Annotated in this window: 24 protein-coding genes; 5 read left to right on the top strand and 19 right to left on the bottom strand. The window is 70.9% G+C overall.

Annotation, left to right across the window (positions count from 1 at the left end):
• Window positions 1-10: 10 nt before the first annotated feature.
• The 11 genes from lepB (ACV530_RS33670) to proS form a co-directional block, all read right to left on the bottom strand.
• Window positions 11-745, bottom strand: a complete 735-nt coding sequence (lepB, locus tag ACV530_RS33670) for a signal peptidase I (protein ID WP_494336501.1) — start codon at window positions 743-745, stop codon at window positions 11-13.
• A gap of 95 nt (window positions 746-840) precedes the next feature.
• Window positions 841-1,851 (bottom strand): signal peptidase I, encoded by a 1,011-nt coding sequence (lepB, locus tag ACV530_RS33675; RefSeq protein WP_494336528.1) that lies wholly within the window; start codon window positions 1,849-1,851, stop codon window positions 841-843.
• Entirely contained in the window at window positions 1,793-2,803 is a 1,011-nt protein-coding gene (gene lepB / locus ACV530_RS33680) for a signal peptidase I (RefSeq protein WP_494336502.1), read from the bottom strand. Before lepB (ACV530_RS33680) ends, lepB (ACV530_RS33675) begins: the two co-directional genes overlap by 59 nt.
• The gene (lepB, locus tag ACV530_RS33685) at window positions 2,790-3,602 is read right to left on the bottom strand and encodes a signal peptidase I (protein WP_494336503.1); all 813 of its coding nucleotides are present in this window, start codon (window positions 3,600-3,602) and stop codon (window positions 2,790-2,792) included. Before lepB (ACV530_RS33685) ends, lepB (ACV530_RS33680) begins: the two co-directional genes overlap by 14 nt.
• A 45-nt stretch (window positions 3,603-3,647) precedes the next feature.
• Window positions 3,648-3,998, bottom strand: a complete 351-nt coding sequence (gene rplS, locus ACV530_RS33690) for a 50S ribosomal protein L19 (protein ID WP_168096161.1) — start codon at window positions 3,996-3,998, stop codon at window positions 3,648-3,650.
• A gap of 133 nt (window positions 3,999-4,131) precedes the next feature.
• A complete protein-coding gene (trmD, locus tag ACV530_RS33695; protein ID WP_494336504.1) occupies window positions 4,132-4,941 on the bottom strand; it encodes a tRNA (guanosine(37)-N1)-methyltransferase TrmD in 810 nt (269 codons plus the stop codon).
• Entirely contained in the window at window positions 4,941-5,492 is a 552-nt protein-coding gene (rimM, locus tag ACV530_RS33700) for a ribosome maturation factor RimM (RefSeq protein ID WP_494336505.1), read from the bottom strand. The genes trmD and rimM overlap by 1 nt, the downstream gene beginning before the upstream one ends.
• A gap of 98 nt (window positions 5,493-5,590) precedes the next feature.
• Complete coding sequence (locus ACV530_RS33705; protein ID WP_020868149.1) at window positions 5,591-5,830, bottom strand: RNA-binding protein; 240 nt, start codon at window positions 5,828-5,830, stop codon at window positions 5,591-5,593.
• A 2-nt stretch (window positions 5,831-5,832) separates the two neighbouring features.
• Window positions 5,833-6,267, bottom strand: coding sequence for a 30S ribosomal protein S16 (rpsP, locus tag ACV530_RS33710; RefSeq protein ID WP_494336506.1), 435 nt, complete (start codon window positions 6,265-6,267; stop codon window positions 5,833-5,835).
• Between the two features lie 177 nt (window positions 6,268-6,444).
• Complete coding sequence (locus ACV530_RS33715) at window positions 6,445-7,035, bottom strand: hypothetical protein (protein ID WP_494336507.1); 591 nt, start codon at window positions 7,033-7,035, stop codon at window positions 6,445-6,447.
• A gap of 141 nt (window positions 7,036-7,176) precedes the next feature.
• Window positions 7,177-8,592 carry a proline--tRNA ligase gene (gene proS, locus ACV530_RS33720; RefSeq protein WP_494336508.1) on the bottom strand — a complete coding sequence of 472 codons (1,416 nt, stop codon included), beginning with the start codon at window positions 8,590-8,592 and terminating at the stop codon, window positions 7,177-7,179.
• A gap of 271 nt (window positions 8,593-8,863) precedes the next feature.
• Between proS and ACV530_RS33725 the strand changes: the two genes are divergently transcribed.
• On the top strand, window positions 8,864-9,712 hold the full coding sequence (locus ACV530_RS33725) for a class I SAM-dependent methyltransferase (RefSeq protein WP_494336509.1): 849 nt from the start codon (window positions 8,864-8,866) through the stop codon (window positions 9,710-9,712).
• A 4-nt stretch (window positions 9,713-9,716) separates the two neighbouring features.
• On the opposite strand, the gene ffh is transcribed toward ACV530_RS33725, so the two are convergent.
• The 5 genes from ffh to nsdA all read right to left on the bottom strand — a co-directional run bounded on the left by ffh (window position 9,717) and on the right by nsdA (window position 17,491).
• Window positions 9,717-11,264: a signal recognition particle protein gene (gene ffh / locus ACV530_RS33730; protein WP_494336510.1), complete on the bottom strand. Its 1,548-nt coding sequence runs from the start codon at window positions 11,262-11,264 to the stop codon at window positions 9,717-9,719.
• A 325-nt stretch (window positions 11,265-11,589) separates the two neighbouring features.
• Window positions 11,590-13,947 (bottom strand): [protein-PII] uridylyltransferase, encoded by a 2,358-nt coding sequence (locus tag ACV530_RS33735; protein ID WP_494336511.1) that lies wholly within the window; start codon window positions 13,945-13,947, stop codon window positions 11,590-11,592.
• Window positions 13,948-13,971: 24 nt separating this feature from the next.
• On the bottom strand, window positions 13,972-14,310 hold the full coding sequence (locus tag ACV530_RS33740) for a P-II family nitrogen regulator (RefSeq protein WP_494336512.1): 339 nt from the start codon (window positions 14,308-14,310) through the stop codon (window positions 13,972-13,974).
• Window positions 14,307-15,590, bottom strand: coding sequence for an ammonium transporter (locus ACV530_RS33745; protein ID WP_494336513.1), 1,284 nt, complete (start codon window positions 15,588-15,590; stop codon window positions 14,307-14,309). The genes ACV530_RS33740 and ACV530_RS33745 overlap by 4 nt, the downstream gene beginning before the upstream one ends.
• Window positions 15,591-15,931: 341 nt before the next feature.
• Window positions 15,932-17,491, bottom strand: a complete 1,560-nt coding sequence (gene nsdA / locus ACV530_RS33750) for a transcriptional repressor NsdA (RefSeq protein ID WP_494336514.1) — start codon at window positions 17,489-17,491, stop codon at window positions 15,932-15,934.
• Window positions 17,492-17,916: 425 nt separating this feature from the next.
• Here nsdA and ACV530_RS33755 point away from each other — a divergent pair, with 425 nt between their 5' ends.
• Window positions 17,917-18,585, top strand: coding sequence for a bifunctional DNA primase/polymerase (locus tag ACV530_RS33755; RefSeq protein ID WP_494336515.1), 669 nt, complete (start codon window positions 17,917-17,919; stop codon window positions 18,583-18,585).
• A gap of 71 nt (window positions 18,586-18,656) precedes the next feature.
• Here the strand turns inward: ACV530_RS33755 and ftsY are convergent, their stop codons facing one another.
• Window positions 18,657-19,889, bottom strand: a complete 1,233-nt coding sequence (gene ftsY / locus ACV530_RS33760) for a signal recognition particle-docking protein FtsY (protein WP_494336516.1) — start codon at window positions 19,887-19,889, stop codon at window positions 18,657-18,659.
• Window positions 19,890-20,099: 210 nt separating this feature from the next.
• Here ftsY and ACV530_RS33765 point away from each other — a divergent pair, with 210 nt between their 5' ends.
• Entirely contained in the window at window positions 20,100-21,587 is a 1,488-nt protein-coding gene (locus ACV530_RS33765; RefSeq protein WP_494336517.1) for a purine-cytosine permease family protein, read from the top strand.
• Between the two features lie 61 nt (window positions 21,588-21,648).
• On the opposite strand, the gene ACV530_RS33770 is transcribed toward ACV530_RS33765, so the two are convergent.
• Window positions 21,649-22,101 (bottom strand): winged helix-turn-helix transcriptional regulator, encoded by a 453-nt coding sequence (locus tag ACV530_RS33770; RefSeq protein WP_494336518.1) that lies wholly within the window; start codon window positions 22,099-22,101, stop codon window positions 21,649-21,651.
• A gap of 97 nt (window positions 22,102-22,198) precedes the next feature.
• Here ACV530_RS33770 and ACV530_RS33775 point away from each other — a divergent pair, with 97 nt between their 5' ends.
• The gene (locus ACV530_RS33775; protein ID WP_494336519.1) at window positions 22,199-23,437 is read left to right on the top strand and encodes an MFS transporter; all 1,239 of its coding nucleotides are present in this window, start codon (window positions 22,199-22,201) and stop codon (window positions 23,435-23,437) included.
• A gap of 20 nt (window positions 23,438-23,457) precedes the next feature.
• On the opposite strand, the gene ACV530_RS33780 is transcribed toward ACV530_RS33775, so the two are convergent.
• Window positions 23,458-24,195, bottom strand: a complete 738-nt coding sequence (locus ACV530_RS33780) for a GbsR/MarR family transcriptional regulator (RefSeq protein ID WP_494336520.1) — start codon at window positions 24,193-24,195, stop codon at window positions 23,458-23,460.
• Between the two features lie 223 nt (window positions 24,196-24,418).
• On the opposite strand from ACV530_RS33780, the gene ACV530_RS33785 reads away from it, so the two are divergent.
• Complete coding sequence (locus ACV530_RS33785) at window positions 24,419-25,084, top strand: DUF4097 family beta strand repeat-containing protein (protein WP_494336521.1); 666 nt, start codon at window positions 24,419-24,421, stop codon at window positions 25,082-25,084.
• The last annotated feature ends 39 nt before the right edge of the window (window positions 25,085-25,123 follow it).

The raw sequence follows: 25,123 nt of genomic DNA on the forward strand, positions 1-25,123 counted from the left end.
CCTTTTCGTTTCAGACAGGCGAGTCCCTCGCCGCCCGGCCCGACAGCCGGCGCTCCACCGGTCCGTACGCCGCACCGGCCAGGATAAGCACCGCCCCGGCGATCACGGCGGTGAGCTGGAGCGGGAGCGGGCCCTGCCGGGAGGTGCCGCCGGGCAGCGCGGCGAAGGCGTCCGGGCGGCCGAGCATGCCCCAGCCGCCGACCGGCCACGCGGTGGCGTCCACGCGGGCGCTGACCGCGGAGGCCGGAACCGTGCCGTGGTCCGTGGTCAGGTGGGAGCGGGAGTCGAGCGAGTCGGTGCGGTGGTCGCCGAGCAGGAACAGCTGCCCTTCGGGGACGGTGGCGGAGAAGCCCGTCGGCGAGGCGGGGCCCCCGCCCTCGAGGTACGGCTCCTCGACCGGCTTGCCGTCGACCGTGAGGCGGCCCTGCCGGTCGCAGCAGGCGATGGTGTCCCCGCCGACGCCGACGACCCGCTTGACCATCGGCACGTCGCCCCAGACCTTGTCCCGGAAGACGACCACGTCGCCACGGCGTACGTCACCGCCGTGGATGCGCTCGGCGAGGACCCGGTCGCCCTGGCCGATGGTGGGGGCCATGGAATCGGTGGGCACCGTGTAGGGCTTGTACACGACGGCTCCCCAGACGAAGCCGCCGAAGAACAGCACACAGCCGACGGCCACGGCCAGCCCGGACAGCACCCTGCCCGTGCGGCCGCGGCCGTCGTCCGTACGTCCTGCTCCGCTCATCGTGTTCCCCCGCCGTGTGGTGGACGGACTCCGGGTGCCCTGGGGCACGGAGTCGCACACTACCCGGGGGTAGGGACGAGAGTCAGCCCCTCACCTCAGCCCTTCACGTCAGCCTTCACGTGCGAGAACTCCCGCTGCGAGAACTCCCGCCCCGCCTTCACCGTCAGCCGGCGCCGCCGCCAGAGCACCAGCGGCACCGCGCCCGCGAGGCCCAGCGCCGGAGGCGCCACGGCCGCCGCCGCGTTCAGCCCGGACTGGTCGAAGGTGTCCGGGACGGGCAGGGTGGCCCAGCGGTTGATGGGCCAGGCGACGACGATCGCGCGGCCGACGACGTCGTCCACCGGGACCGTGCCGTCGTGCATGCCCTGGTGGTAGCGCGAGTCCAGCGAGTTCTGGCGGTGGTCGCCCATCACCCAGATCCGGTCCTTGGGGACCTTGATCGGCCCGAAGGGCTTGTCGCCGCAGGGGGTGTTGCCGGGGGCGATGTACGGCTCGTCGAGAGCCTTGCCGTTGACCGTCACGGGGCTGTTGCCGCCCTTGCACTCGACGGTGTCCCCGCCGACCGCGATGACGCGCTTGATCAGGTCCTTCTCCTCGGCCGAGGGCATCAGGCCGATGAAGCTGAGGACCTTCTGGACGCCGCCGCCGAGGCCGGACGCCGGAGCCGGGTTCTCGGGCAGCCAGCCGCCCGGATCATGGAAGACGACCACCTCGCCGCGCTCGGGTTTGGACCCGAACCACGGCGTCAGCTTGTCCACCAGCACGCGGTCACCGCGCTGGAGCGTGTCCTGCATCGACTCGGACGGGATCGAGAACGCCTGTACCAGGAACGTCTTGATGAACAGCGCGAGGATGAGGGCGACGCCGATGAGGATCGGCAGTTCCTTCCAGAAGGATCGTTGTTTCTTGGGCTCCTTCTCGCCCTTCTCGCCCGGCCCTCCGTCGTCGACGGAACCGGAAGCCGCCTCGGCGGACTCCTTCGGACCGTCCGCGGGAGCGCCGGACGGGGGGACGGTCTCGTCCGGCGCCTGGCTCCTGGACTCCCCCTCAGCGTTCCCGGGCCGCTTCTCGGGCTCTCCATGACCGGAACGCGCGCCGACCGCCAAATCCCCCACATCCACTCCTCACTCCGCGCCGATGCCTGTCGCGCATCCGCCGCAGGCCCACTACTCCCATAACGAGCGGGAGTTCCGCAGGGGTCGGGAGCCGGATCATTCCTTCCTGATCCGTGGGGGACACACTATGCGCCGAATCACCGGTCCGTGCCTGTGGGCCCGCCGCGTTTCGGACCGATGCGAAGGTGTCCGGCTCCTCGAGACCACGCCAGTGCCCGAAGGGCCAGGCGATCAGCATTGCCCGCCCGATGACCAGGTCCTCCGGGACTGTTCCCTCCCCCGGCTCGTCCAAATGCGCTCGTGAATCGGCCGAGTTCGAGCGATGGTCGCCCATCACGAAGATCCGCCCGGCCGGGACCCGTACCTCGAACCTCATCTGTGAGGGAGGATTCCCCGGATGGAGATACGGCTCGTCGAGCGGTGTGCCGTTGACCGTGATTTTGCCGCCCTTGTCGCAGCACTTGACCGTGTCGCCCCCGACTCCGACCACCCTCTTGATCAGATCCTGTTCGTTCGCGGACGGCAACAGGCCGATGAAGCTGAGCAATTGCTTCGCCTGCTTGATCCCGACGGGATCCGGCCCGGACTTCTGCTGCTCCCCGTCGAGCCACTTGCCGGGGTCCTTGAAGACCACCACGTCACCACGGGAGGGCCGGGAGCCGAACCACGGCGTCAGCTTGTCCACCAGCACCCGGTCGCCGATCCGGATCGTCTGCTCCATCGAGCCGGACGGGATCACAAACGCCTGCACCAGGAACGTCTTCAGCACCAGGGCGATCAGCAGCGCCACCCCTATGAGGATCGGCACCTCCTTGACCACGGACCGCCGCCGCCGGTTTCTGGCCCGCCGCGCGGACCTGCGGCGCTCCGCCCGTCCGCCGATGCCGGGCTCCGGCGCGACTTCGCCGTCCGTCCCGCGCCCCTGGCGCCTATGACCTCCCATGCGCGCTCCCGCCGTGCGACGGTGGTGGCACGTCCGCGAAGGCGTCGGTCCGCTCCAGCGTGGTCATGTGCCCCAGCGGCCAGCCGATCCAGTCCGCGCGGCCGATGACCCGGTACACCGGGACCATGCCACCGCCGGGCTCCCCGAGATGGTCGCGGGAGTCCCGGGAGGCGCTGCGGTGGTCGCCCATCACCCACAGCTTCCCCTCGGGCACCACGACATCGAACGGCACCCGGGAGGGCACGTCCCCCGGGTAGAGGTAGTCCTCGGTCACCGCCCGCCCGTTGACCTCGATCCGTCCGCGCTTGTCGCAGCAGACCACCCGGTCACCGCCGACGCCGACGACCCGCTTCACATAGTCGGTCGCCGCGGGCCGCATCAGGCCCACGGACGACGCCACCTTGCGCACCAGCGCGGTGGGCAGGTTCTCGGAGGGCCTCTCCTGGACGAACGAATCCGTCCCGTCGAAGACCACCACGTCGCCCCGGCGCGGCTCGTCCCCGAAGTCGTAGGCGAGCTTGTTGACCAGCACCCGGTCACCGACCCGGAGCGTGTTCTCCATCGAGCCGGACGGGATCGCGAAGGGCTGTACGGCATAGCTGCTGACCAGCAGCACGCAGATCACGCACGCCACCAGCAGCAGCCCGGCCTTCCGCAGCGGCCCTCCGCGGGTGAGCCACTGCCGTACAGCACTCAGGCGCGTACGCCCGGAAAAACGCGAGGAGCGCGACCGCTGCTCCTCCCCCTGAACGGGTTCGGGAGAGCGGTCGCGCTCCGAGAGCTCTGTATCGGTGTCCATCGAGCCGAGAGCCTATCCGGCCAGGCCGGGACACCGGACGGAACTTCAGTTGTCGCGCTTCTCCTTGATCTTCGCGGCCTTGCCGCGCAGCTCACGGAGGTAGTACAGCTTGGCGCGGCGGACGTCACCGCGGGTGACCAGCTCGACCTTCTCGAAGATCGGGCTGTGCACCGGGAAGGTGCGCTCGACGCCGACGGAGAAGGAGACCTTGCGGACCGTGAAGGTCTCGCTGACGCCGGCGCCCTGGCGGCGGATGACGACACCCTTGAACTGCTGGATACGGGAGCGGTTGCCCTCGATGACGCGGACGTGGACGTTCACGGTGTCACCGGGACGGAAGGCCGGGACGTCGGTGCGCAGCGACGCGGCGTTGACGTTGTCGAGCAGGCTGGACATGATCATCTGCTTCCTCGCCGATGCCACAGGTCATCAGCGGAATCTCGTACTGAAGTCGGAAATCGTGCCGATCGCGGCGGGCGGACGTCGTTCCCCCTGTGGCAGGGGCGTGCGCCGGACGCAAGGCAACGGCTCATTCTTCCACGTCGGGGCCCAGACGCCCAAATCGGCCGTCGGGGCCCGGGGCCCAGCCCAGGATCGAGAGCATCTCGCGGTCCTTCTTGTCGAAGGACGCCGGGTCGGCCCGTGCGATCAGGTCGGGGCGGTTGAGGTCCGTACGGCGCAGGGCCTCGTCGCGGCGCCACCGCGCGATCTTGCCGTGGTGGCCACTGACCAGCACCTCCGGGATGCCCCGGTCGCGCCACTCGGGGGGCTTGGTGTAGACGGGGCCCTCGAGGAGGTCGGCCATGGCGCCGGGGGCGAAGGAGTCGTCGCGGTGCGACTCGGCGTTGCCGAGCACCCCGGGCAGCAGCCGGGCGACGGCCTCGACCATGACCAGGACGGGCGCCTCGCCGCCGGCCAGCACATAGTCGCCGATGGACACCTCACGCACGTCGAGGCGGTCGCCGTACTCCTCGATGACGCGGCGGTCGATGCCCTCGTACCGGGCCGGGGTGAAGACCAGCCAGGGCCGCTCGGACAGCTCGACGGCGAGCTCCTGGGTGAAGGGGCGGCCGCTGGGCGTCGGGACGACCAGCGTGGGCAGGCCCTCGCCGGACTCGATCACGGAGTCGAGCGCCTCGCCCCAGGGCTCGGGCTTCATCACCATGCCGGGGCCGCCGCCGTACGGGGTGTCGTCGACGGTGTTGTGCTTGTCGTGCGCCCAGTCCCGCAGGTCGTGGATGCGTACGTCCAGCCGGCCGCGGGCCCGGGCCTTGCCGACGAGGGAGACGTTCAGCGGTTCGAGGTACTCGGGGAAGATCGTGACGACGTCGATGCGCATCAGGCGCCGCCCTCTTCGCGAGTGCCCGCGACATCGGCCTCGGCGCTGTCGAGCAGACCGCGCGGCGGGTCGACGGTGGCGCGCTGCGCCTCGAGGTCGATGCCGGTGACGATCTCGGAGACGAAGGGGATCATCACCTCGCCGCCGTCGGGCCGCTCCACGATGAACAGATCCTGCGACGGCAGGTGGGAGATCTCGGTGATACGGCCGACGACGGTGCCGTCGACGGTGACGACCTCGAGGTCCATGAGCTGGTGGTCGTAGTACTCGTCGGGGTCCTCCGGCGTCTCCTCCGGGTCCACCTCGGCGATCAGGAGCGTATTGCGCAGCGCCTCGGCGGCGTTGCGGTCGTTCACGCCCTCGAAGCGCAGCAGCAGCCGTCCGCTGTGCACGCGTCCGGACTCGATGGTCAGCGGCCCCATGCCGGCCGGGTCCGTGGCGAGCACGGCACCGGGTCCCAGCCGCAGCTCGGGCTCGTCCGTACGCACCTCAACGGTGACGTCACCCCTGATGCCGTGGGCACGGCCGATCCTGCCGACTACGAGCTGCACGATCCTTCGTCCTTCTCTACGTTCTCTTCAAACGCTCTTCAAACGCGACAACGGGCCGGGAAGGGAAACCCTTCCCGGCCCGTGCCGGTGTGCCGGGATCAGCGAACCTGATCCACGTCGACAAGGTCGACGCGGATGCCACGGCCGCCGATGGCGCCCACGACGGTGCGCAGCGCGCGGGCGGTACGGCCATTGCGGCCGATCACCTTGCCGAGGTCATCGGGGTGGACCCGGACCTCCAGCACGCGCCCACGGCGCAGGTTGCGCGAGGCGACCTGCACTTCGTCGGGGTTGTCGACGATGCCCTTCACGAGGTGCTCAAGGGCCTCCTCGAGCATCCTCAGGCCTCGGTCGACGCGGACTCGGCCTCGGCGGCCTCGTCCTTCTTCTCCGACTTCTTGGCCTTCGGGGTGATGGCCTCACCCTTCGCGTCGTTCGCCTCGAGAGCCTTGGTGAAGGCCTCGAACGCGGCGCGCTTGTCCTTCGGCTCGGCGACGAGCATCGGCGCCGGGGCGGGCAGACCCTTGAACTTCTGCCAGTCACCGGTGACCTTGAGGATGGCCATGACCGGCTCGGTCGGCTGCGCGCCGACGCTCAGCCAGTACTGGGCACGCTCGGAGTCGACCTCGATGCGCGACGGGTTGTACGTCGGCTGGTACAGACCGATCTCCTCGATGGCCCGGCCGTCACGGCGGGTACGGGAGTCGGCGACGACGATGCGGTAGTGAGGCGAACGGATCTTGCCCAGACGCTTCAGCTTGATCTTGACTGCCACGGAAGTGGTGTCTCCTGGTCTTGACGTGGTTGGGCACAACAAGATGCCACGTGGGGTTGCGGTACTCGGAGTGCCCGATGGACGCGTCAGCCGGAGGAGAGAGGGGTCCTGTACGACTGTCGAGTACAGCGACCCATTGTGCCACACCCTCCGGGGCGGACGCGTCCCACCTCCGGCTCAGCCGACCGGAACCGGCTCCGGGATCCGGAAGGGCTGGCCGCAGCCACCGCACATGATCGGCGCCTGCGCGAGCACGGACGGCACGACCCGGACATTGCGCCCGCAGTCGCACACGGCCTTCACCCGCACCCCGCCGCCGGACGAGCCATGACGCGCCGCCGGGCCGCGGAAGGTCCGCGAGGTGTCCGCGGCGGTGGCCACCGTGTGGGCCTTGAGCGCACGCTGCAGTCTGTCGATGGTCGGGCGGTAGCGCTTGCGCGCCTCCGGGGTGAGCACGACCAAGGAGAAACCGCTGCTGGGATGCGGTTCATCACTGTGGTCGAGCCCCAGTTCCTCGGCGATCGCCAGGAACCGGCGGTTGTGGTAGCGGCCGGCGCGGGACGTGTCGCGGACACCGCGGGCTGCCGCGATGCCGTGCACTGCCTCGTGCAGCAGCCTTTCGAAGGAGAGCTCGGCGCCACAGGCGGACGACGACTCCCCGATCAATGATTCGGGCGCGGCGAGATCTGGCAGCTCGGCGTGGTACCGCTGAATATCGGCCCACGCCTGTGCCAGCTCTGCGGCGAGAACAGGTGGTGTCGTGCTCACGTCGTGACAACGAGTCGGGACGGCCCGGTGTTCCGATACCGGGCCATCCCAAATAATTTGCACGTACCAGTCAGTTTCCCGGCGGGCCAACACAAGCTGGGGCGAACTGACTCTCGAGTCAGCAGAGGACTCGAGAGGGGCTCAGTAGGCGCGAGCGACGATGGCGATCGCACCCGGAGCGTCGTCGGAGTCCGGCACGGACCCGTCCTCGCCCACCAGGCAGCGCACGGTCACGGCCTGCTCGGCCAGCTTGGCCTCGCCCTCCGGACCCAGCTGCGCCCACGGGATGCGCGCCCAGCCGCCGGCGGCAGCGGCCCCGGCCGCCTCCTCGATGGTGGCGACGTCCGTCGTCCGCGACTCGCGGCGCTCGCGCGACTGACGCAGCAGCAGCTCCTGGTCCTCCTCGAGAACCTTCGGCAGCAGCGTCGCCAGGTCCTCGATGCGCACCGGCTCCTTGCCCCCGGGGATCCGGCGGGCCAGCATCGCGGTGCCGTTCTCCAGGTCGCGCGGGCCGATCTCGATGCGGACCGGCACGCCCTTGAGCTCCCAGTCCACGGCACGGCGGCCGAAGGGGGTGTCCGTACGGTCGTCGACCTGCACCCGCACACCGGCGGCCTTGAGCACGTCGCCGATCTCGCGGACCTTGGCCAGCACCGCGTCGTCGCCCTTGATCGCCAGCACGACGGCCTGGACCGGCGCGAGGCGCGGCGGGACCCGCAGGCCGTTGTCGTCGCCGTGCGACATGATCAGACCGCCGACCATGCGGGTCGACACGCCCCACGAGGTCTGCCAGACCAGCTCCTGGTGCCCGTCCTTGGACAGGTACGAGGTGTTGAACGCCTTGGCGAAGTTCTGGCCCAGCTCATGGCTGGTGCCCAGCTGCAGCGCCTTGCCGTCGCCCATCATGCCCTCGAGCGTGAGGGTGTTGATCGCGCCCGCGAAGCGCTCCTTGGGCGTCTTGCGGCCGAGGATCACGTCGATGCCGAGGACGTTGACCATGAAGTCGCGGTAGACGTCGCGGTGGATGCGGGCCGCGTAGTCACGGGCGTCCTCGTACGTGGCGTGCGCGGTGTGCCCCTCCTGCCACAGGAACTCGCTGGTGCGCAGGAAGACGCGCGGGCGCATCTCCCAACGCACCACGTTCGCCCACTGGTTGATCAGCAGGGGCAGGTCGCGGTAGCTCTGCACCCACTTGGAGAAGTACTCGTTGATGATCGTCTCGGAGGTCGGCCGGACGACAACCGGCTCCTCCAGTTCCTTGCCGCCGCCGTGCGTGACGACCGCCAGCTCGGGCGCGAAGCCCTCGACGTGCTCGGCCTCCCGCGTCAGGTACGACTGCGGGATGAAGAGCGGGAAGTACGCGTTGGAGGCGCCCGCGTCCTTGATGCGGGCGTCCATCTCCTGCTGCATGCGCTCCCAGAGCCCGTACCCGTACGGTCGGATGACCATGGTGCCGCGCACCGGGCCGTTGTCGGCCAGCTCGGCCTTGTTGATCAAGTCCTGGTACCAGCGCGGGAAGTCTTCCGCCTGGGGGGTGAGAATGGGAGCCTTTGCCATGGTGCGAATGGTACGGGGCCGCTACGGCCGAGTGTGAATCCGTCCCCTCGCAACCCCCCGTTCCCCGCCCCTTTCCCCGGCTTTCCCCGGCCGCGATTTGGCACATGCCATCGGGGGCATACCGGAACCTTCCTCGCACCACCCCCTGGACTCGGGCCCGGAAGCGCAGTTCCCTGGCATCGGGGGTGCTTCACCGGCAGGGCGCACGGCAGCACACATGGGGGCGGAACTTCGACCTGAACACGTCATGCGGCGGATGGGGGCCCATGCGATGACACCAACGCTCGTCCGACGGCACCGGCCGTCCTCATCGCACCCGCCCCTGTCGCGGGCCCGCGACTGGGCGGAGATCCAGGAACGGATGCTCGTACCGCTCTACGAGGCGGTCCACGAACGGCTCGAGGTCGGCCCCGACACCCGGCTGCTGAGCCTGGGCTGCGGTTCCGGGCTCGCCCTGCTGATGGCCGCGGCCCGCGGCGCCTCGGTCAGCGGCGTCGACACCGACGCACGCCGCCTCGACCTCGCGCGCGAACGGCTCGACGGACGGCCGTACGGAACCGGGGCCGCCCGGCTCGGGCAGGGCGGTCCCGAATGCGTACCGGCCCCGGACGGCCGTCCGTTCAACCTCGTCACGGCCTTCGACCCGCTGCACTGCGCCGGCGGGAGCTCCCCCGAAGCGGCCTCGCCCGGCACGGCACACGCCCTCGCACGCGCCGCGGCCCGCGCCGAACGCGGCACACCGGTCGTCCTGGCCGGCTGGGGCCCGCCGGAACGCTGCGCCGCGTCCACCGTGCTGCGGGTCGCCGCCCGTCTCGCAGACCCGACGACCACGGCGGCGGGCCACCGGCCGTGCGGCCGGGACGACCTGGAGAACCTGGCCCGCCTGGCCGGCCTGCGCCCGGACGGCTCCGGGCGCGTGTCCTGCCCGTACGGCTACGCCGACCTGGGCAGCGCGGTACGCGGCCTGCTGTCGACCGGCAGCTTCGACGCGGCGCTGCGCGTGACGGACGAGGAGCAGGTGATCAAGGAGCTGACGGAGGCACTCCAGCCCCATCTGCGTGCCGACGGCACGGTCTGGATGCCGAACGTCTTCCGCTACTTGATCGCCCGCGTGAGGTAGAGCATCAGCCCATGAACTTCTTGAACTCATCCGGGAGTTCGAAGTCCTTCTGGTCCTGACCGGCGGCGGGCAGGCCCAGCGGGTTGGCCGCCTGCTGCTCGCGGCGGGCGGCAGCGGCCTGCTCCTCGGCCTTGCGCTTCATCGGGTTGCCGCTCTGCCGCTTGCCCTTGCCCTGCTTGACCTGCTTCTTCTTGCGGGACGCCCCGCCACCCATGCCCGGCATCCCCGGCATTCCGGGCAGGCCGCCGCCCTGGGCCATGCGCGACATCATCTTGCGAGCGTCGAAGAACCGCTCGACCAGCGACTTCACCGCGCTGACCTCCACACCGGAGCCCTTGGCGATACGGGCCCGGCGCGAGCCGTTGATGATCGTCGGGTCCTGGCGCTCGGCCGGGGTCATCGACTTGATGATCGCGGCGGTGCGGTCGACATCGCGCTCGTCGAGGTTGTTGATCTGGTCCTTGATCTGGCCCATGCCCGGCAGCATGCCGAGGAGCTTGCTGATGGAGCCCATCTTGCGGACCTGTTCCATCTGGGCCAGGAAGTCGTCGAGCGTGAACTCCTTCGGCCCCTTCGCCAGCTTGGCCGCCATCTTCTCGGCCTCGGCCTGGCTGAAGGTCTGCTCGGCCTTCTCGATCAGGGTGAGCACGTCGCCCATGTCGAGGATGCGGGACGCCATGCGGTCCGGGTGGAACGCGTCGAACTCGTCCAGCTTCTCGCCGTTGGAGGCGAACATGATCTGCTTGCCGGTGACGTGCGCGATGGAGAGCGCGGCACCGCCTCGGGCGTCGCCGTCGAGCTTGGAGAGCACGACGCCGTCGAAGCCGACGCCGTCGCGGAAGGCCTCGGCGGTGTTGACCGCGTCCTGACCGATCATGGCGTCGACGACGAACAGCGTCTCGTCCGGCTGGACGGCGTCGCGGATGTCCGCGGCCTGCTGCATCATCTCGGCGTCGATGCCGAGGCGGCCGGCGGTGTCGACGACGACCACGTCGTACTGCTTGGAGCGGGCGTACTCGATCGAGTCCTTGGCGACCTGGACCGGGTCACCGACGCCGTTGCCCGGCTGCGGCGCGTAGACCGCGACGCCGGCGCGCTCGGCGACGACGCTCAGCTGGTTGACGGCGTTGGGGCGCTGGAGGTCACAGGCGACGAGCAGGGGGCTGTGCCCCTGCGTCTTCAGCCAGAGGCCGAGCTTTCCGGCGAGCGTGGTCTTACCGGCACCCTGGAGACCGGCGAGCATGATCACGGTCGGGGCGGTCTTGGCGAACCGGAGGCGGCGGGTCTCGCCGCCGAGGATCGTCACGAGCTCGTCGTTGACGATCTTGATGACCTGCTGGGCCGGGTTGAGGGCCTGCGAGACCTCCTGGCCCGCGGCCCGCTCCTTGACCTTCTTGATGAACGCCCGGACGGCGGGCAGGGCCACGTCCGCCTCGAGCAGGGCGATGCGGATCTCGCGCGCCGTGGCGTCGATGTCCGCCTCGGAGAGGCGCCCCTTGCCGCGAAGATTCTTGAAAGTCGCTGCGAGGCGATCGGAAAGAGTGTCGAACACGGCGGTCGCAGATCCTCGGGTCAGGGGGCAGGTCGTCTCAGTCGTCCTCCAGGGTATCCGGCCCGGGGAGGAGGGAGTCCTCGCCTGCCGGATCCGGGGTGGGTGGGGGTGGAGTTACGCCCCGGTCCCGCCCTCTCGCCGTCTCCCGGGGCTCCGCCCCCGGACCCCACTTGTCGCGGCTCCGCCGCTCGTCCTCAATCGCCGGACGGGCTGAATTTCAGCCCGTCCGGCGATTGAGGACAACCGCGCGAAGCGCGGTTTCGGGGCCCGGGGGCTTGCCCCCGGAGGAGACGGTGAGAGGGCGGGACCGGGGCACCTCCACCCCTCACCCACCCCGGAGCACCCGCTCCACCTCCCCCGCCACATCCTCACTCACACCCACCCCCGTCACGTAGAACGCCCCCACCACACTCGCCCCCAACGCACTCACATGCGCACTCCGCACCCACACTCCCGACGCCTCCAGCGCCCGTCCGATCCGGTACAGCAGCCCGGGCGCATCCTGGGCCCGTACCTCCAGCACCGTCGCGTCGTGCGAGCCGCCTTCCGCGACGGTCACCGTCGGGGGGACCGGCACGACGCCCCGGCGCTGCCGGGCGTACGCGGCCTCGCGCTCGTCGAGGCGGGCGGCGATGTCGAGCGAACCGTCGAGCGCGCGGACGAGGTCGTCGCGCAGGCGGGCCGGCTCCGGCGGCTCGCCGTACTCGGCGGAGACCCGCCACCGCAGCAGCAGAACCTCTCCCCCCACCAGCTCCGCCGCCTGGACCGTGAGCCGGTTGAGGGCCAGCACCCCCGCGACCGCGGGGAGTACACCCGGCTGGTCCGGGACGGCCGCCGTCAGCGCCGCGCCGGACAGCGTCACGGCGGGGGCGCCCGTACGCCGGGCCTCCTCGATCAGCGCCAGCTGCTCCTCGCTCGGCGGCGCCTGCGGCGCCCTCCGCTCCGCGACCGGCTCGCCCGCGAGGGCCGCCGCCGTGCGGCGGACGAGCTCGGCCACGAGCGACGCCCGCCAGGCGCTCCACGCCGCCGGGCCCGTGGCGAGGGCATCGGCCTCGGTGAGGGCGTGCAGCAGCTCGAGGGTGTCGGCCCGGCCGACGGCGGCGGTCACCGCACGCACGGTGGCCGGGTCGTCGAGGTCGCGCCGGGTGGCGGTCTCGGCGAGCAGCAGATGGTGGCGGACGAGCGTGGCCAGCGTCCCCGCGTCCTCGTCGCCGAAGCCGAGCCGGACGGCCACGCCCCGCGCGATGGCCTCGCCGGCCTCGGAGTGGTCGCCGGGACGCCCCTTGCCGATGTCGTGCAGGAGCGCGGCGACGAGCAGCAGATCGGGCCGGGCGACGCGGCGCGTGAGGGCCGCGGCCTGGACCGCGGTCTCGACGAGGTGCCGGTCGACGGTCCACCGGTGGACGGGGTTGCGCTGCGGCCGGCACCGTACGTGCTCCCACTCCGGCAGCAGCCGGGAGATGATCCCCTCCGCCTCGAGCGCCTCCCAGGCGGCCACCGTGTGCTCGCCCGCACCGAGCAGGGTGACGAGCTGGGCACGCGCCTCCTCCGGCCACGGCACCGGCAGCGGCCCGGCAACCGCCAGGCGCCGCACGGCGTGCGTGGACAGCGGCAGCCCGGCCCGCGCTGCGGCGGCGGCCGCGCGCAGCGGCAGGACGGGGTCGAGCTCGGGCCGTGCCGTACGGGCCAGCACCGCCTCGCCGTCCTGCTCGACCACGCCCTCCGCCAGCGGCACGCGCTCGGGTTCCACGAAGCCGCCCCGCCCCCCGCGCCCGCCGAGCACCCTCCGCAGCCGGGGCTGTCCGGAGCGGGCGCGCAGCACCCTGCCGACCTCGCGCCAGGTGACGTCGGAGGCGTAGGAGACCGTACGGCCCGCCTCGTACACCCGGCGCAGCAGGGCATCCGCGTCCGGGAGGCCGAGCCGCGCGGCGACCTGGTCCTGCTCCTGGAGCGCGAGCCGGTCGGTGGCGCGTCCGGTGGCCAGGTGCAGGGCGTCGCGGGTGTCGAGGAGCAGGTGACGGGCCGCCTCCAGGCCCTCGCGGGGGGCGTCGGCGAGCCAGGAGGCGGCGACGGCGCGCAGTGCGGCCGCGTCGCGCAGGCCGCCGCGGGCCTCCTTGAGATCGGGTTCCAGCAGAAAGCGCAACTCGCCCTGGCGGCGGGCCCGTTCCTCGCAGTGCTCGCGCAGTTCGGGGAGCCGGGCGGGGGCCTGGGCGCGCCAGTCCTCGTAGGCGGTGGTGCGCAGTGCGGCGGTGAGGCGGGGGTCCCCGGCGAGGTGCCGGGCGTCGAGGAGGCCGAGGTGGACCTTGAGGTCCTCGGCGGCGACCTCGCGGACCTGGGCGGGGGTGCGGACGGCGTGGTCGAGGGCGAGGCCCATGTCCCACACGGGGTACCAGACGCGGTCGGCGACCTCGGCGACGCCCGCGGGGTCGGCCGAGCCGTCGTGCAGGAGCAGCACGTCGAGGTCGCTGCGCGGGGACAGTTCGCCGCGCCCGTAGCCGCCGACGGCCACGAGCGCGACGTCCCGGGCGTGGCCGAGCAGGGCGCTCAGCCATGCGTCGGTGAGCCGGGCGAGTGCGGTGCGCAGCGCGGGCCCGGTCAGGGCCTTCCCGTGCAGGAGGCTCAGCCGGGCCGCCGCGTAACCGCCGGTTCCCGAGTCGGTGTCGTGCAGCCTGGTGTCGGTCAACTCGGGCTCCCTCGTCGGTGGTTCCTACAGTGCGTCGGGTCCGCGTTCGCCGGTCCGTACCCGTACGACCGTCTCGACCGGGACGACCCACACCTTGCCGTCGCCGATCTTGCCGGTCTGGGCGGCGCGGACGATGACGTCGACGATGTCGGTGGCGTCCTCGTCCTTCGCGAGGATCTCCACGCGGATCTTGGGCAGGAGGTCGATGCGGTACTCGGCGCCGCGGTAGACCTCGGTGTGGCCGCGCTGACGGCCGTATCCCTTGACCTCGGTGACGGTCAGGCCCTGGACCTTGAAGCCCTGCAGGGCTTCCTTGACCTCGTCGAGCTTGAACGGTTTGACGATGGCGGTGATCAGTTTCATGCGTCCACCTTCTTGTGCTGGGGCTGCTCGGCGGAAGAGGCGGAGGCGGCGGAAGTGGCCGATGCGGACGAGGTGCCGCCGGCCGCGCTGAGGTCGTAGGCGGTCTCGGCGTGGAACGCCTGGTCGATGCCGCCGAGTTCGTCGTCGGTGCTCGCCCGGAAGCCGACGGTCTTGTCGACGAGCTTGGCGAGGACCCAGGAGACGGCGAAGGAGTAGGCCATGACGGAGAACGCTCCGACGGCCTGCCGGCCCAGCTGGGTGGCGCCGCCGACGCCGTCGGTGGCGAGGACGCCGACGAGGAGGGTGCCGATGACGCCGCCGACGAGGTGGACGCCGACCACGTCGAGCGAGTCGTCGAAGCCGAGCTTGAACTTGAGGGCGACGGCCCAGGAGCAGACGGCACCGGCGACGACGCCGATGAGGAGGGCGCCGAAGGCGTTCACGGCGGCGCCGGAGGGGGTGATGGCGACCAGGCCGGCGACGGCGCCGGAGGCCGCGCCGAGGGTGGTGAACGCGCCGTGCCGGATGCGCTCGTAGGCGAGCCAGCCGATCATGGCGGCCCCGGTGGCCACCTGGGTGTTGAGGGCCATGTTGGCGGCGGTGCCGTTGGCGGCGAGCGCCGAGCCGGCGTTGAAGCCGAACCAGCCGAACCACAGCAGTCCCGCGCCGAGCATGACAAGGGGGAGGCTGTGCGGGCGCATGGGGTCCTTGTTGAAGCCGATGCGCTTGCCGACGACGAGCACCGCGGCCAGCGCGCCGATGCCCGCGTTGATGTGGACGGCCGTGCCGCCGGCGAAGTCGATCACCTTGAGCTTGGCGAGCCAGCCGTCGGGCTGCCACACCCAGTGCGCCACCGGGAAGTAGACGACCGTCACCCACAGCGTGATGAACAGCGACCAGGCGCTGAACTTCACGCGGTCCGCGAGCGCTCCGCTCATCAGCGCGGGAGTGATGACGGCGAACATCATCTGGAAGAGGGCGAAGGCGAAGACCGGGATGCCCTCCTTGCCGCCGGTCAGGGTGTCGGGGTGGATGCCCTTGAGGCCGATGTGGTCGAGATTGCCCAGCAGCCCGGCCCCCGTGTCGTCGCCGAAGGCGAGCGAGTACCCGTACAGCACCCAGAGCACCGTGACGATGCCGAGCGAGACGAAGGACATCATCAGCATGTTGAGCGCGCTCTTCACCCGCACCATGCCGCCGTAGAAGAAGGCCAGGCCGGGTGTCATCAGCATCACGAGCGCAGCACTGATCAATACGAACGCGGTATCTGCGCCATTCATGGTCGGTGTCTCCTCGCAGCCTCGGCCCGTGCCCCCGTGCGGGCTGCCGTCCTCGTGGGCCGGTGTGGCCTTGAGGCTGACGCAGCACGGTTTCGGCCAGGACAGCTGGCTGTTTCACACGGGTGACGAAGGCTGCGAGCGTGTTACGCGCGGGTGAATTCGGCCGTACCCCCTTCACTGCCGTTGCACGCGTCACGGCCTCCGGAAGGCCCGGTGACCCGGCGCGACCGACCGCGGCGACCGTCCGGAGCGACCTGGCGTGGGGGAGCCGAGTCGGGCTGTTCGGAGGATCGCCGCGGCCGGGGACCGTGGCCGGAAGAGGCCTGCGGGGGCCAGTGGGGTCATACCGCCTGGGCGGCCCGCACCGATTCCGGCAGATGGGCGGAGAGTTGCTCGGTCAGTTCCCGCACCTCCGCGACCTCGCCGAAGTCGCGCACGGCGCTGTCCACCGTCTTGCGCAGCCGGTTGTTCACCCGCTCCGAGCGGACCTGTTTGGCGATCTTCATGGCCCTGGTCGCGTGCACCGCGCCTTCCTCGGGCTCGCGTTCCATCAGGTCGACGGTGGCCAGGCCGATGAGGTTGAGCGCATACGACCGCTGGTGCTCGCCGTCCACCGCGAACAGCTCGACCGCGCGCTCCATCTTGGGCCGCGCCAGCGAGGCGTACGTCGGGCTGCGGCCCGCGACGTAGGCGAGATCCCGGAAGGAGTGCGCGTTCTCCGCGTTGAGCTCGGCCTCGGAGAAGAAGCGGATCCAGTCGGGGTCGCTGTCGCCGGACAGGCAGTCGGCGAAGCAGTCCTCCGCCATGTTCACGGCGCGCTTGCACTTGGCCGACTGGCCCATGCTGGCGTAGGCCCGGGCCTCCATCGCGTACAGCATCGCCTGCGTGCGCGCGGTGGCCGTCTCGCGCGAGCCGTACTGCCCGAGATGGATGAGCTCCAACGCGTCGTCCGGGCGCCCCAGATGGATCATCTGGCGGCTCATGCTGGAGAGGATGTACGAGCCGAGCGGGCGGTCCCCCGCCTCCTTCGCGGCGTGCAGCGCGAGCACGAAGTACTTCTGCGCGGTGGGGTGCAGCCCGATGTCGTAGCTCATCCAGCCCGCCAGCTCGGCCAGTTCGGCGGCGACCTTGAAGAGCAGCCTGGAGGTGGCCTCCGACTGCGGCTCCTGGAGCAGGTCGGTGACCTCGTGCAGCTGGCCCACGACGGCCTTGCGGCGGAGCCCGCCGCCGCACTGGGCGTCCCAGGCCCGGAACATCTTGGTGGTGGACTCCAGCAGCTCCAGCTCCGGCCCGGACAGCCGCGGCGCGCGCCGGACGCGCTCCGCCGCGAGCCCGTCCGGCCTGGTCCCTCCGGTCGGGCCGGGGACCAGCCAGCGCTGCATGGGCTCGATCAGCGCGGGGCCGGCGGAGAGCGCGAGCGAGGTGCCCAGGAAACCGCGCCGCGCGAGCATCAGGTCGCTGCGGGAGAACTCGCTGAGCAGCTCGACGGTCTTGGGGCCCGCCCAGGGCAGGTCGACGCCCGAGACGGACGGCGACTGGTGCGCGGCGCGCAGCCCGATGTCCTCCACGCCCACGACACAGCCGAACCGCTCGGAGAACAGCTCGGAGAGGATCTTCGGGATCGGCTCCCGGGGCTGCTCGCCGTCCAGCCAGCGGCGCACCCGGGAGGTGTCCGTGCTGATGTGGTGGGCACCCAATTGCCGCGCCCTGCGGTTCACTTGCCGCGCGAGCTCGCCCTTCGACCAGCCGCTGCGCAGGAACCAGGAACCGAGCTGTTCATTGGGGCGCTTCTCGGCCTTCTCGGTGCGGTCGGCCGCACCGGCCCCGTCCGCCCTGCCGGCACCAGCGGTGCCATCGACGTCGACGCCCACTGGAACGCCCCCATCCCCTGCTTTGGTCATGCTTCGCTTCCGCCTTCGCTTTCGCGCATACGAAATCCGCGCATACGACGCGCATACGAAGCGTCCTGTTGTGCGAACCGCCCATGGCATGCCGCCCGTTGATCGGGGCCATTCTCCAGCGGGTTCGCGCGACCCACGCACCGAAAGTAATCCTACGATCACCGCTGAAGCGAGCTCAGTCCAGTAAACGCCACCATTCGCCACCCCAAGGAATGAACTCCTCGGGCCCTCCTCACGATTGACTTGACACGACTCGATCACCGAAGAGCCGGACGAGGTGCATTGACGCACGCCACAGCGCGCGCACCGCACTTCGCCACCCGCGGAACACCGTCACGCCGTCGCACTTCCGGTCGCCCGCGACCGTACGTGTCCGGGACACTCCGACCCGTAACCATCTGCGAAGACGACCCGTTGGAGGGAGCATGGGCTTCACAATCGGCGGCATCCGGGACCTGCGCTCGAGCTCTCGGCGCCGAGGCCGCGCATCGGAATCCGTGACGACGGTCGCGGAATACACCGGCCTTTGGGGGTGGGATGTGGTGCCCGGCGCCCGCGCCTCGCGCAGCGGGCGCGTGAGCTGCTCGTGCGGCACCGCCAACTGCCCCTCCCCCGGGGCTCATCCGCTTTCTTTCGCCCCACGGGTACCGGCAGGTGCCACGCTGGACGAGGCGACGGCCGCCTGGGCCGAGGCGCCCGGTGCGGCCGTACTACTGCCCGTCGGGCGGTCGTTCGACGTACTGGAGGTCCCGGAGGCGGCCGGGCGGCACGCGCTGGCACGGCTGGAGCGGATGGGGCTGCCGCTCGGCCCGGTGGCGCTCACGCCGCACGGGCGCGCGCTGTTCTTCGTCGCGCCGGGGGCCGCCGCCGAACTCCCTCAGCTCCTCTACCGCATGGGGTGGGACGACACCCGGCTCGATCTGCGCGGGATGGGCCCCGGCGACCACATCACCGCCCCACCCTCCGACCACGCGGGCCTGGGCCCGATGCGCTGGCTCCGCGCACCGGGGCTGGACACCGCGGACCGCCCCCCGGAGGCCCGGCTGCTGCTGGGCACGCTGGCGTACGTCTGCCACCGGTCGGCCGCGACCTGACGGTACTGTTGATCAACGACGGGCCCTGTCGCGGCTGTTGCGACAGGGCCCGTTGCCGGAGCGATCGGCGATTACTCGCCGATGAGCGCGTCCACGAAGGCTTCCGGCTCGAACGGCGCCAGGTCGTCGGCGCCCTCGCCCAGACCCACCAGCTTGACCGGCACGCCGAGTTCGCGCTGGACCGCGACGACGATGCCGCCCTTGGCCGTGCCGTCGAGCTTGGTCAGCACGATGCCGGTGATGTTCACGACCTCGGAGAACACCCGGGCCTGCACCAGGCCGTTCTGGCCGGTGGTCGCGTCCAGGACGAGGAGCACCTCGTCCACGCTGCCGTGCTTCTCCACGACGCGCTTGACCTTGCCGAGCTCGTCCATGAGCCCGGTCTTGGTGTGCAGCCGGCCCGCGGTGTCGATGAGGACGACGTCCGCGTTCTCGGCGATGCCCTCCTTCACCGCGTCGAAGGCGACCGACGCCGGGTCGCCGCCCTCGGGCCCGCGGATCGTACGGGCGCCGACGCGGTCGCCCCAGGTCTGCAGCTGCTCGGTGGCGGCGGCGCGGAAGGTGTCCGCGGCGCCGAGGACCACGGACTTGCCGTCGGCGACGAGCACGCGCGCGAGCTTGCCGGTGGTGGTGGTCTTGCCGGTGCCGTTGACGCCGACGACCATCACGACACCGGGCTTCTCCTCGCCGTTCGTCCCGACACCGGGCTCGGTGTGGACGGAGCGGTCGGCGTCGGTGCCGATGAGCGTGAGCAGCTCCTCACGGAGCAGCGCCCGCAGTTCCTCGGGGGTGCGGGTGCCGAGCACCTTCACGCGCTCGCGCAGCCGCTCCACCAGCTCCTGGGTGGGCGCGACGCCGACGTCGGCGGTCAGCAGGGTGTCCTCGATCTCCTCCCAGGTGTCCTCGTCGAGGTGTTCGCGGGAGAGCAGGGTCAGCAGGCCCTTGCCCAGGGAGTTCTGCGAACGGGAGAGCCGGGCGCGCAGCCGGACGAGGCGGCCCGCCGTGGGCTCCGGCACCTCGATCTCCGGTGCGGCCGGCGCGGGCGCCTCCGGCTCGACGACGGGCGCCTCCGGGGCCGTCTCCTCGGCCGGCGGAAGCTCCACCTCCTCGACGGTGCGGCGCTTCTCTTCGCGCGGGGCCTCGGCCTCCTCGCCCACCTGGGGCTCGGCGGGCGGCGCGGTGACGGACGGGCTGCTCGGCGGCGCCGGGGGCAGCTGCTTCTTCTTGCGGCTGCTCACCACGAGCCCGCTGATCGCGCCGAGCGCGATCACAGCGATGACTACGGCAAGGATGACGAATTCCATAACGCAACCCAGTATCGGCCACCGCGCTGCCGGGCGTCCGACGTGTGAGTTTGTGCGTCGTACTGAGGACCAAAGTCACTAAACGGCCAAAGTTGGAGCAAACTACGATGGCGTATGTCGAGGCGACGCGCGTAGAGTCCCAGCGTCCCCTCTTGCCCAGGTACTACCAGGGCCCTCCCCTCACCCCGCTTTATTGCACGGAGCCCCTCTATGGCCCCCCACAAGGACAACGTGAGCACCACCGACCCCGAAGGCGCGATAGAAACCCGCGGCATCGAGCCCGTTCCTGACCACGAACGGCACGGTCGGGTCAGGGAGCTCTTCCCGACCTGGGTCGCGGCCAACATCAGCGTGCTGCTGCTCACCATGGGCGCCGCCCTGGTGGTCTTCAACAAACTGAACTTCTGGCAGGTACTGATCGTCGCGGCCTGTGCCGCGCTGGCCTCCTTCGGCCTGGTCGGTGTGCTGTCGGTCTCCGGCAAGTGGGGCGGCGCCCCGGGCGCGATGCTCTCCCGCGCGACGTTCGGCGTCCGCGGCAACCTCTTCCCGGGTTCGATCCTGTGGGTCGCCCGCTTCGGCTGGGAGACCATCAACGCGGTCACCGGCGCGTATGCGGTGCTGACCGTCCTGGACCTGCTCTTCGGCATCAAGAGCAACACCGCGCTCATCCTCATCACGCTGTTCGCGTTCGTCGCCTGCACGTTCCTGGTGAGCGGCATGGGGCGCAAGGCGCTCGCCGTGTGCAACAAGTGGTCGACGTACCTCTTCGGCGTCTTCAGCGTGCTGGTCCTCGGCTACCTGATCGCCCACATCCACTGGGGTGACGTCTTCTCCAAGCCCGCCGGCTCCACCGCCATGATGATCGCCGGCATCGGCACCATCGCGGCGGGCGGCATCAGCTGGGTGCCGACCGGCCCCGACTTCACGCGCTACCTGCCGCACAAGGCGTCCGGCAAGAAGATCGTCGGCACCACGGTGTCCGGTGCGGGTCTGGTCATGGTGCCGATGGTCCTGATGGGCGCGGTCATGGCCGTCGCCACCCCGGGCCTGGCCAAGGCGCAGGACCCGGTCTCCTTCCTCGGCGACATCCTGCCGACCTGGCTGGCCGTGCCCTACCTGCTCACCGCGATCGTGGGCATGCTGCTGATCAACAGCCTCTCGATGTACTCGGCCGGTTTCACCGCGCAGACCATGGGCGTCAAGCTGCCCCGTGCGATGGCGGTCAGCATCAACGCGGTCATCTCCCTGGTGGCCGGCGGTCTGCTGATGCTCGTCGCGACGAGCTTCCTGGGCTCCTTCATCACCTTCCTGATCCTGCTCGCGGTCTCCTTCTCCGCCTGGATCGGCGTCTACGCGGTGGACATGGCCCGCCGCCGGAAGCGCGCCGTGCGCTACGACGCGGAGGCGCTGATGGACACCGGCCGTACGAGCCGCTACTGGTACGTGGGCGGTTTCTGCTGGCAGGCGATGACCGCCTGGGCGGTGGCCCTGCTGGCGGGCATCAGCTTCACCCAGTGCGACTGGTTCTCCGGGCCGCTGGCCGACACGTTCATCGGCAAGTACGGGCTGGGCTGGGCCGCGACGATCGTGATCTCGGCGATCGTCATGGCGGTCCTCCCGACCCCGCGCGAGAACGCCCCGGCGGCCATCCCGGCCCAGCGCGACGCGGACGCCGACCGCGAGAAGGTCTCCGCGTAAGCGGACCGCCGGACAACGCGACGGCCCCCCTGCTCCGTGGAGCAGGGGGGCCGTCGCGTTGTCACTCGGTGGAGATCTTGTGGACGGTGGTGTCGTCGGGGTCCAGCCGACGCCCGTCCTCGGACAGCACTTCCAGTGCGCGGAGGCGATGTCCCTGCCGGCGGTCGACCAGCTGTGAGTGCGGTTCGCCGGAGGCGAAGAAGTGCTGTTCGCCCCACTGCCGCAGCGCCACGATGACGGGGAAGAGCGCCTTGCCCTTCGGAGTCAGCACGTACTCGCGGTAGGCGCTGCCGTCCGAGGCGGGGACGGATTCGAGGACACCGCCGGCGACCAGGGTGCGCAGGCGCGAGGTCAGGATGTTCTTCGCGACGCCGAGGCTGCGCTGGAACTCCCCGAAGCGCCGGCTTCCGTCGAAGGCGTCCCGCACGATCAGCAGGGACCACCAGTCGCCGATCGCGTCCACCGACCGGGCGACGGGACAGTCGCTGTCGTCGAAGCGCGTCCTGGTCACCATGGCGTCCCTCACTCTCACAACGGTTGCAACATGCTACCAAGCGCGTTAGCGTCGGCCACTGGTAGCAAGATGAAACCAGATATACGGAGGAGTGCTGATGCCCGGTAGCGGTGTCCTGTCCCGTGGTGTCGTCCTACTGTTCGCCGTCGCCTGCGGGGCCGCGGTGGCCAACGTCTACTTCTCCCAGCCGCTCCTGGTGACCATGGGCCACGACCTCGCCATGAGCCCGGCGCTCGTCGGCAGCGTGGTCACCCTCACGCATGTCGGATACGGGCTGGGGCTCTTCTTCCTCGTACCGCTGGGCGACATGGCCGACCGCAGGCGGCTCATCGTGGCCCAGTTACTGCTCCTGGTGGTGGCGCTGGCCGTGGTGGCCGCCGCCCGCACGGCGGCGGTCCTGCTCGCGGGCATGGCCGCGACGGGGCTTCTCGCGGTCGTCACGCAGACGCTGGTGGCCTTCGCGGCATCGCTGGCCCCGCCCGCCGGGCGCGGACGGGTCGTCGGCCTGGTCACCAGCGGCGTGGTCACCGGAATCCTGCTCGCCCGCACCGCGTCCGGCCTCCTGGCCGATCTCGCGGGCTGGCGCTCCGTCTACCTCGCCTCGGCGTCGCTCACCGCCGTGCTCGCGCTGGTCCTGTACCGAGTGCTGCCGCGCCAGAGTGACGTCCCGCCGGCGACCCTGCGCTACGGACAGCTCCTGCGCTCCACGGTCGCTCTGTTCGCACGGGAACGGCTGCTGCGGCTCCGGGCCCTGTTCTGCCTGCTGGTCTTCGCCTCCTTCAGCACCCTGTGGAGCAGCGTCGCGCTGCCGCTCAGCGAGGCCCCGTACTTCTGGTCCCACAGCGCGATCGGGGCGCTGGGGCTGATCGGTGTCGCCGGCGCCCTGGCCGCGACCGTGGCGGGACGCCTGAACGACCGCGGGCTCTCCACGCGGACCACCGGCATCGCCCTGGCACTGCTCGCCGCCTCGTGGCTGCCCCTGGCCTTCACCCGCAGCTCGCTCTGGGCCCTGGTCGTCGGGGTGATCCTTCTCGACCTCGCCGTGCAGGCGGTCCATGTCACCAACCAGACCCTGATCTACGCGCTGCACCCGGACGCGGGCAGCCGGCTGATCGGCGGGTACATGGTCTTCTACTCGATCGGCAGCGCCACCGGCGCCATCGCCGCGACCTCGCTCTACACGGCGGTCGGCTGGGGCGCCGTATGCGCTCTGGGTGCCGCGTTCAGCTGCCTCGGGCTCGTGCTGTGGGCGTTCACCCGGCACGTCACCCCGGCTCCCGCCGCCGCGACTCCCGCCGTCCCGGACCCCGCCGCCGAGGTGATCCCGGCGGAGTGACTCCGTGGTTCGACGGCCGCCTATCCGTGGTCCGGACCCGGCTTCGCGGGTGCGGGGGTGTGGAGGACCTCCCGGGCCTGGTCCGCGGCGCGGGCGATGCTCTCGGAGACGAAGTCGAGGAAGCGTGCGATGTTCTCGAACCGGGCGGCGGCCGGGGTGCCGGGGACGAGGACACCGACGCCCTGCCGTGCGACCTCGACGAGGTGGGCGGTGGCGCGGGCGCTGGCCATCATCGACTGGTACCAGACGTCGTCGTCGACGAAGTAGCGCTCGCGGCGGCGTTCATCGCGTTCCCGGCGGACGAGGCCCTGGCTCTCGAGGAACGCGACCGCCTTGGAGACGGACGCCGGGCTGACCTGGAGGCGTTGCACGAGTTCGGACGCGGTGAGGCTGCCCGCGTCGCTGATGCACAGGCAGGCCAGCACCCGGGCCATCATCTTGGGCGTGCCCGACTGTATGAGGACGGTGGTGAACGTCTCCTCGTACTCACGCACCGCCTCGGCGTCGCGCCCATAGGCCTGCGGCGGCGCCTTCGGCCCCCGGGGCGCGGCCTGCCTGCGGCGTTGGGCACGGTGTTCGGTGGCGCGGTGGGCCAGGTCGGCGCGGTAGGCGGTGGGGCCGCCGTTGCGCATCACCTCGCGCGTGATGGTCGAGGTCGGGCGGTCCAGGCGTCTGGCGATCTCCGCGTAGGCGAGGCCGTCGGCCAGCCCCAGCGCGATCTGCTGGCGTTCCTGCTGGGTGAGCCTGCCTCCCGGCATCGCGGCCTCCTTTGTGGCCTGTGATGCCTCCAGCCTAGCGTTCACTTCCACTTCATTGCAACGACAGGGCCGGAGTTATTGCATTACCGCTCAGACCGTTGCAACGATTTCCCGCCTTCTACCTGCGGAAATAGCAATCAGACGCAACGAAGCTGTTGCTTGACCATCGAACGCAACGTAGCTTTCCATCATCAGAAACAACGACCGAACACGGGAGAGCACGATGCAGAAGTTCGACACCACCGCCCCGATCGCCGCCGTCCTGGACATCCCCGCCGGGCGCGTCCAGTTCATCGCCGCCGACCGCGCCGACACCACCGTCGAGGTCCTGCCCGCCAACCCCGACAAGAGCCGCGACGTCCAGCTCGCCGAGCAGACCACCGTTGCCTACGCCGACGGCGTCCTGCGGATCCGCACCCCCGAGCCCAAGAACCAGCTCTTCGGCCACTCCGGGGCCCTGGAGGTCACCGTCCAGCTGCCCGCCGGTTCCCGCGTGGAGGCCAGGACCGATGCGTGCGAGCTCCGCGGTGTCGGCCGCCTCGGCGACGTCGCCTTCGAAGGCGCGTACCGCCAGATCAAGATCGACGAGGCCGCGAGCATCCGTCTCACCGCGACCGACGGCGACGTCGAGGTCGGCCGGCTCAACGGCCCCGCGGAGATCAGCACCGCGCGGGGCGACATCCGGATCACCGAGGCCGTGCGCGGCACGGTCGTGCTCCGGACCCAGTCCGGCGACATCTCGGTCGGCGCCGCCGCCGGTGTCTCGGCCGCCCTGGATGCCGGCACCAGCTACGGCCGCATCAGCAACGCCCTCAAGAACGACGGCACCGCCGAACTCGACATCCGTGCCACCACCTCCAACGGCGACATCACCGCCCGCAGCCTCTGAGAAAGCGGCACCAAGGCCGTCCGGCCGGGCCCGCGATCA

The organism is Streptomyces sp. SX-6 (genome assembly GCF_059089585.1).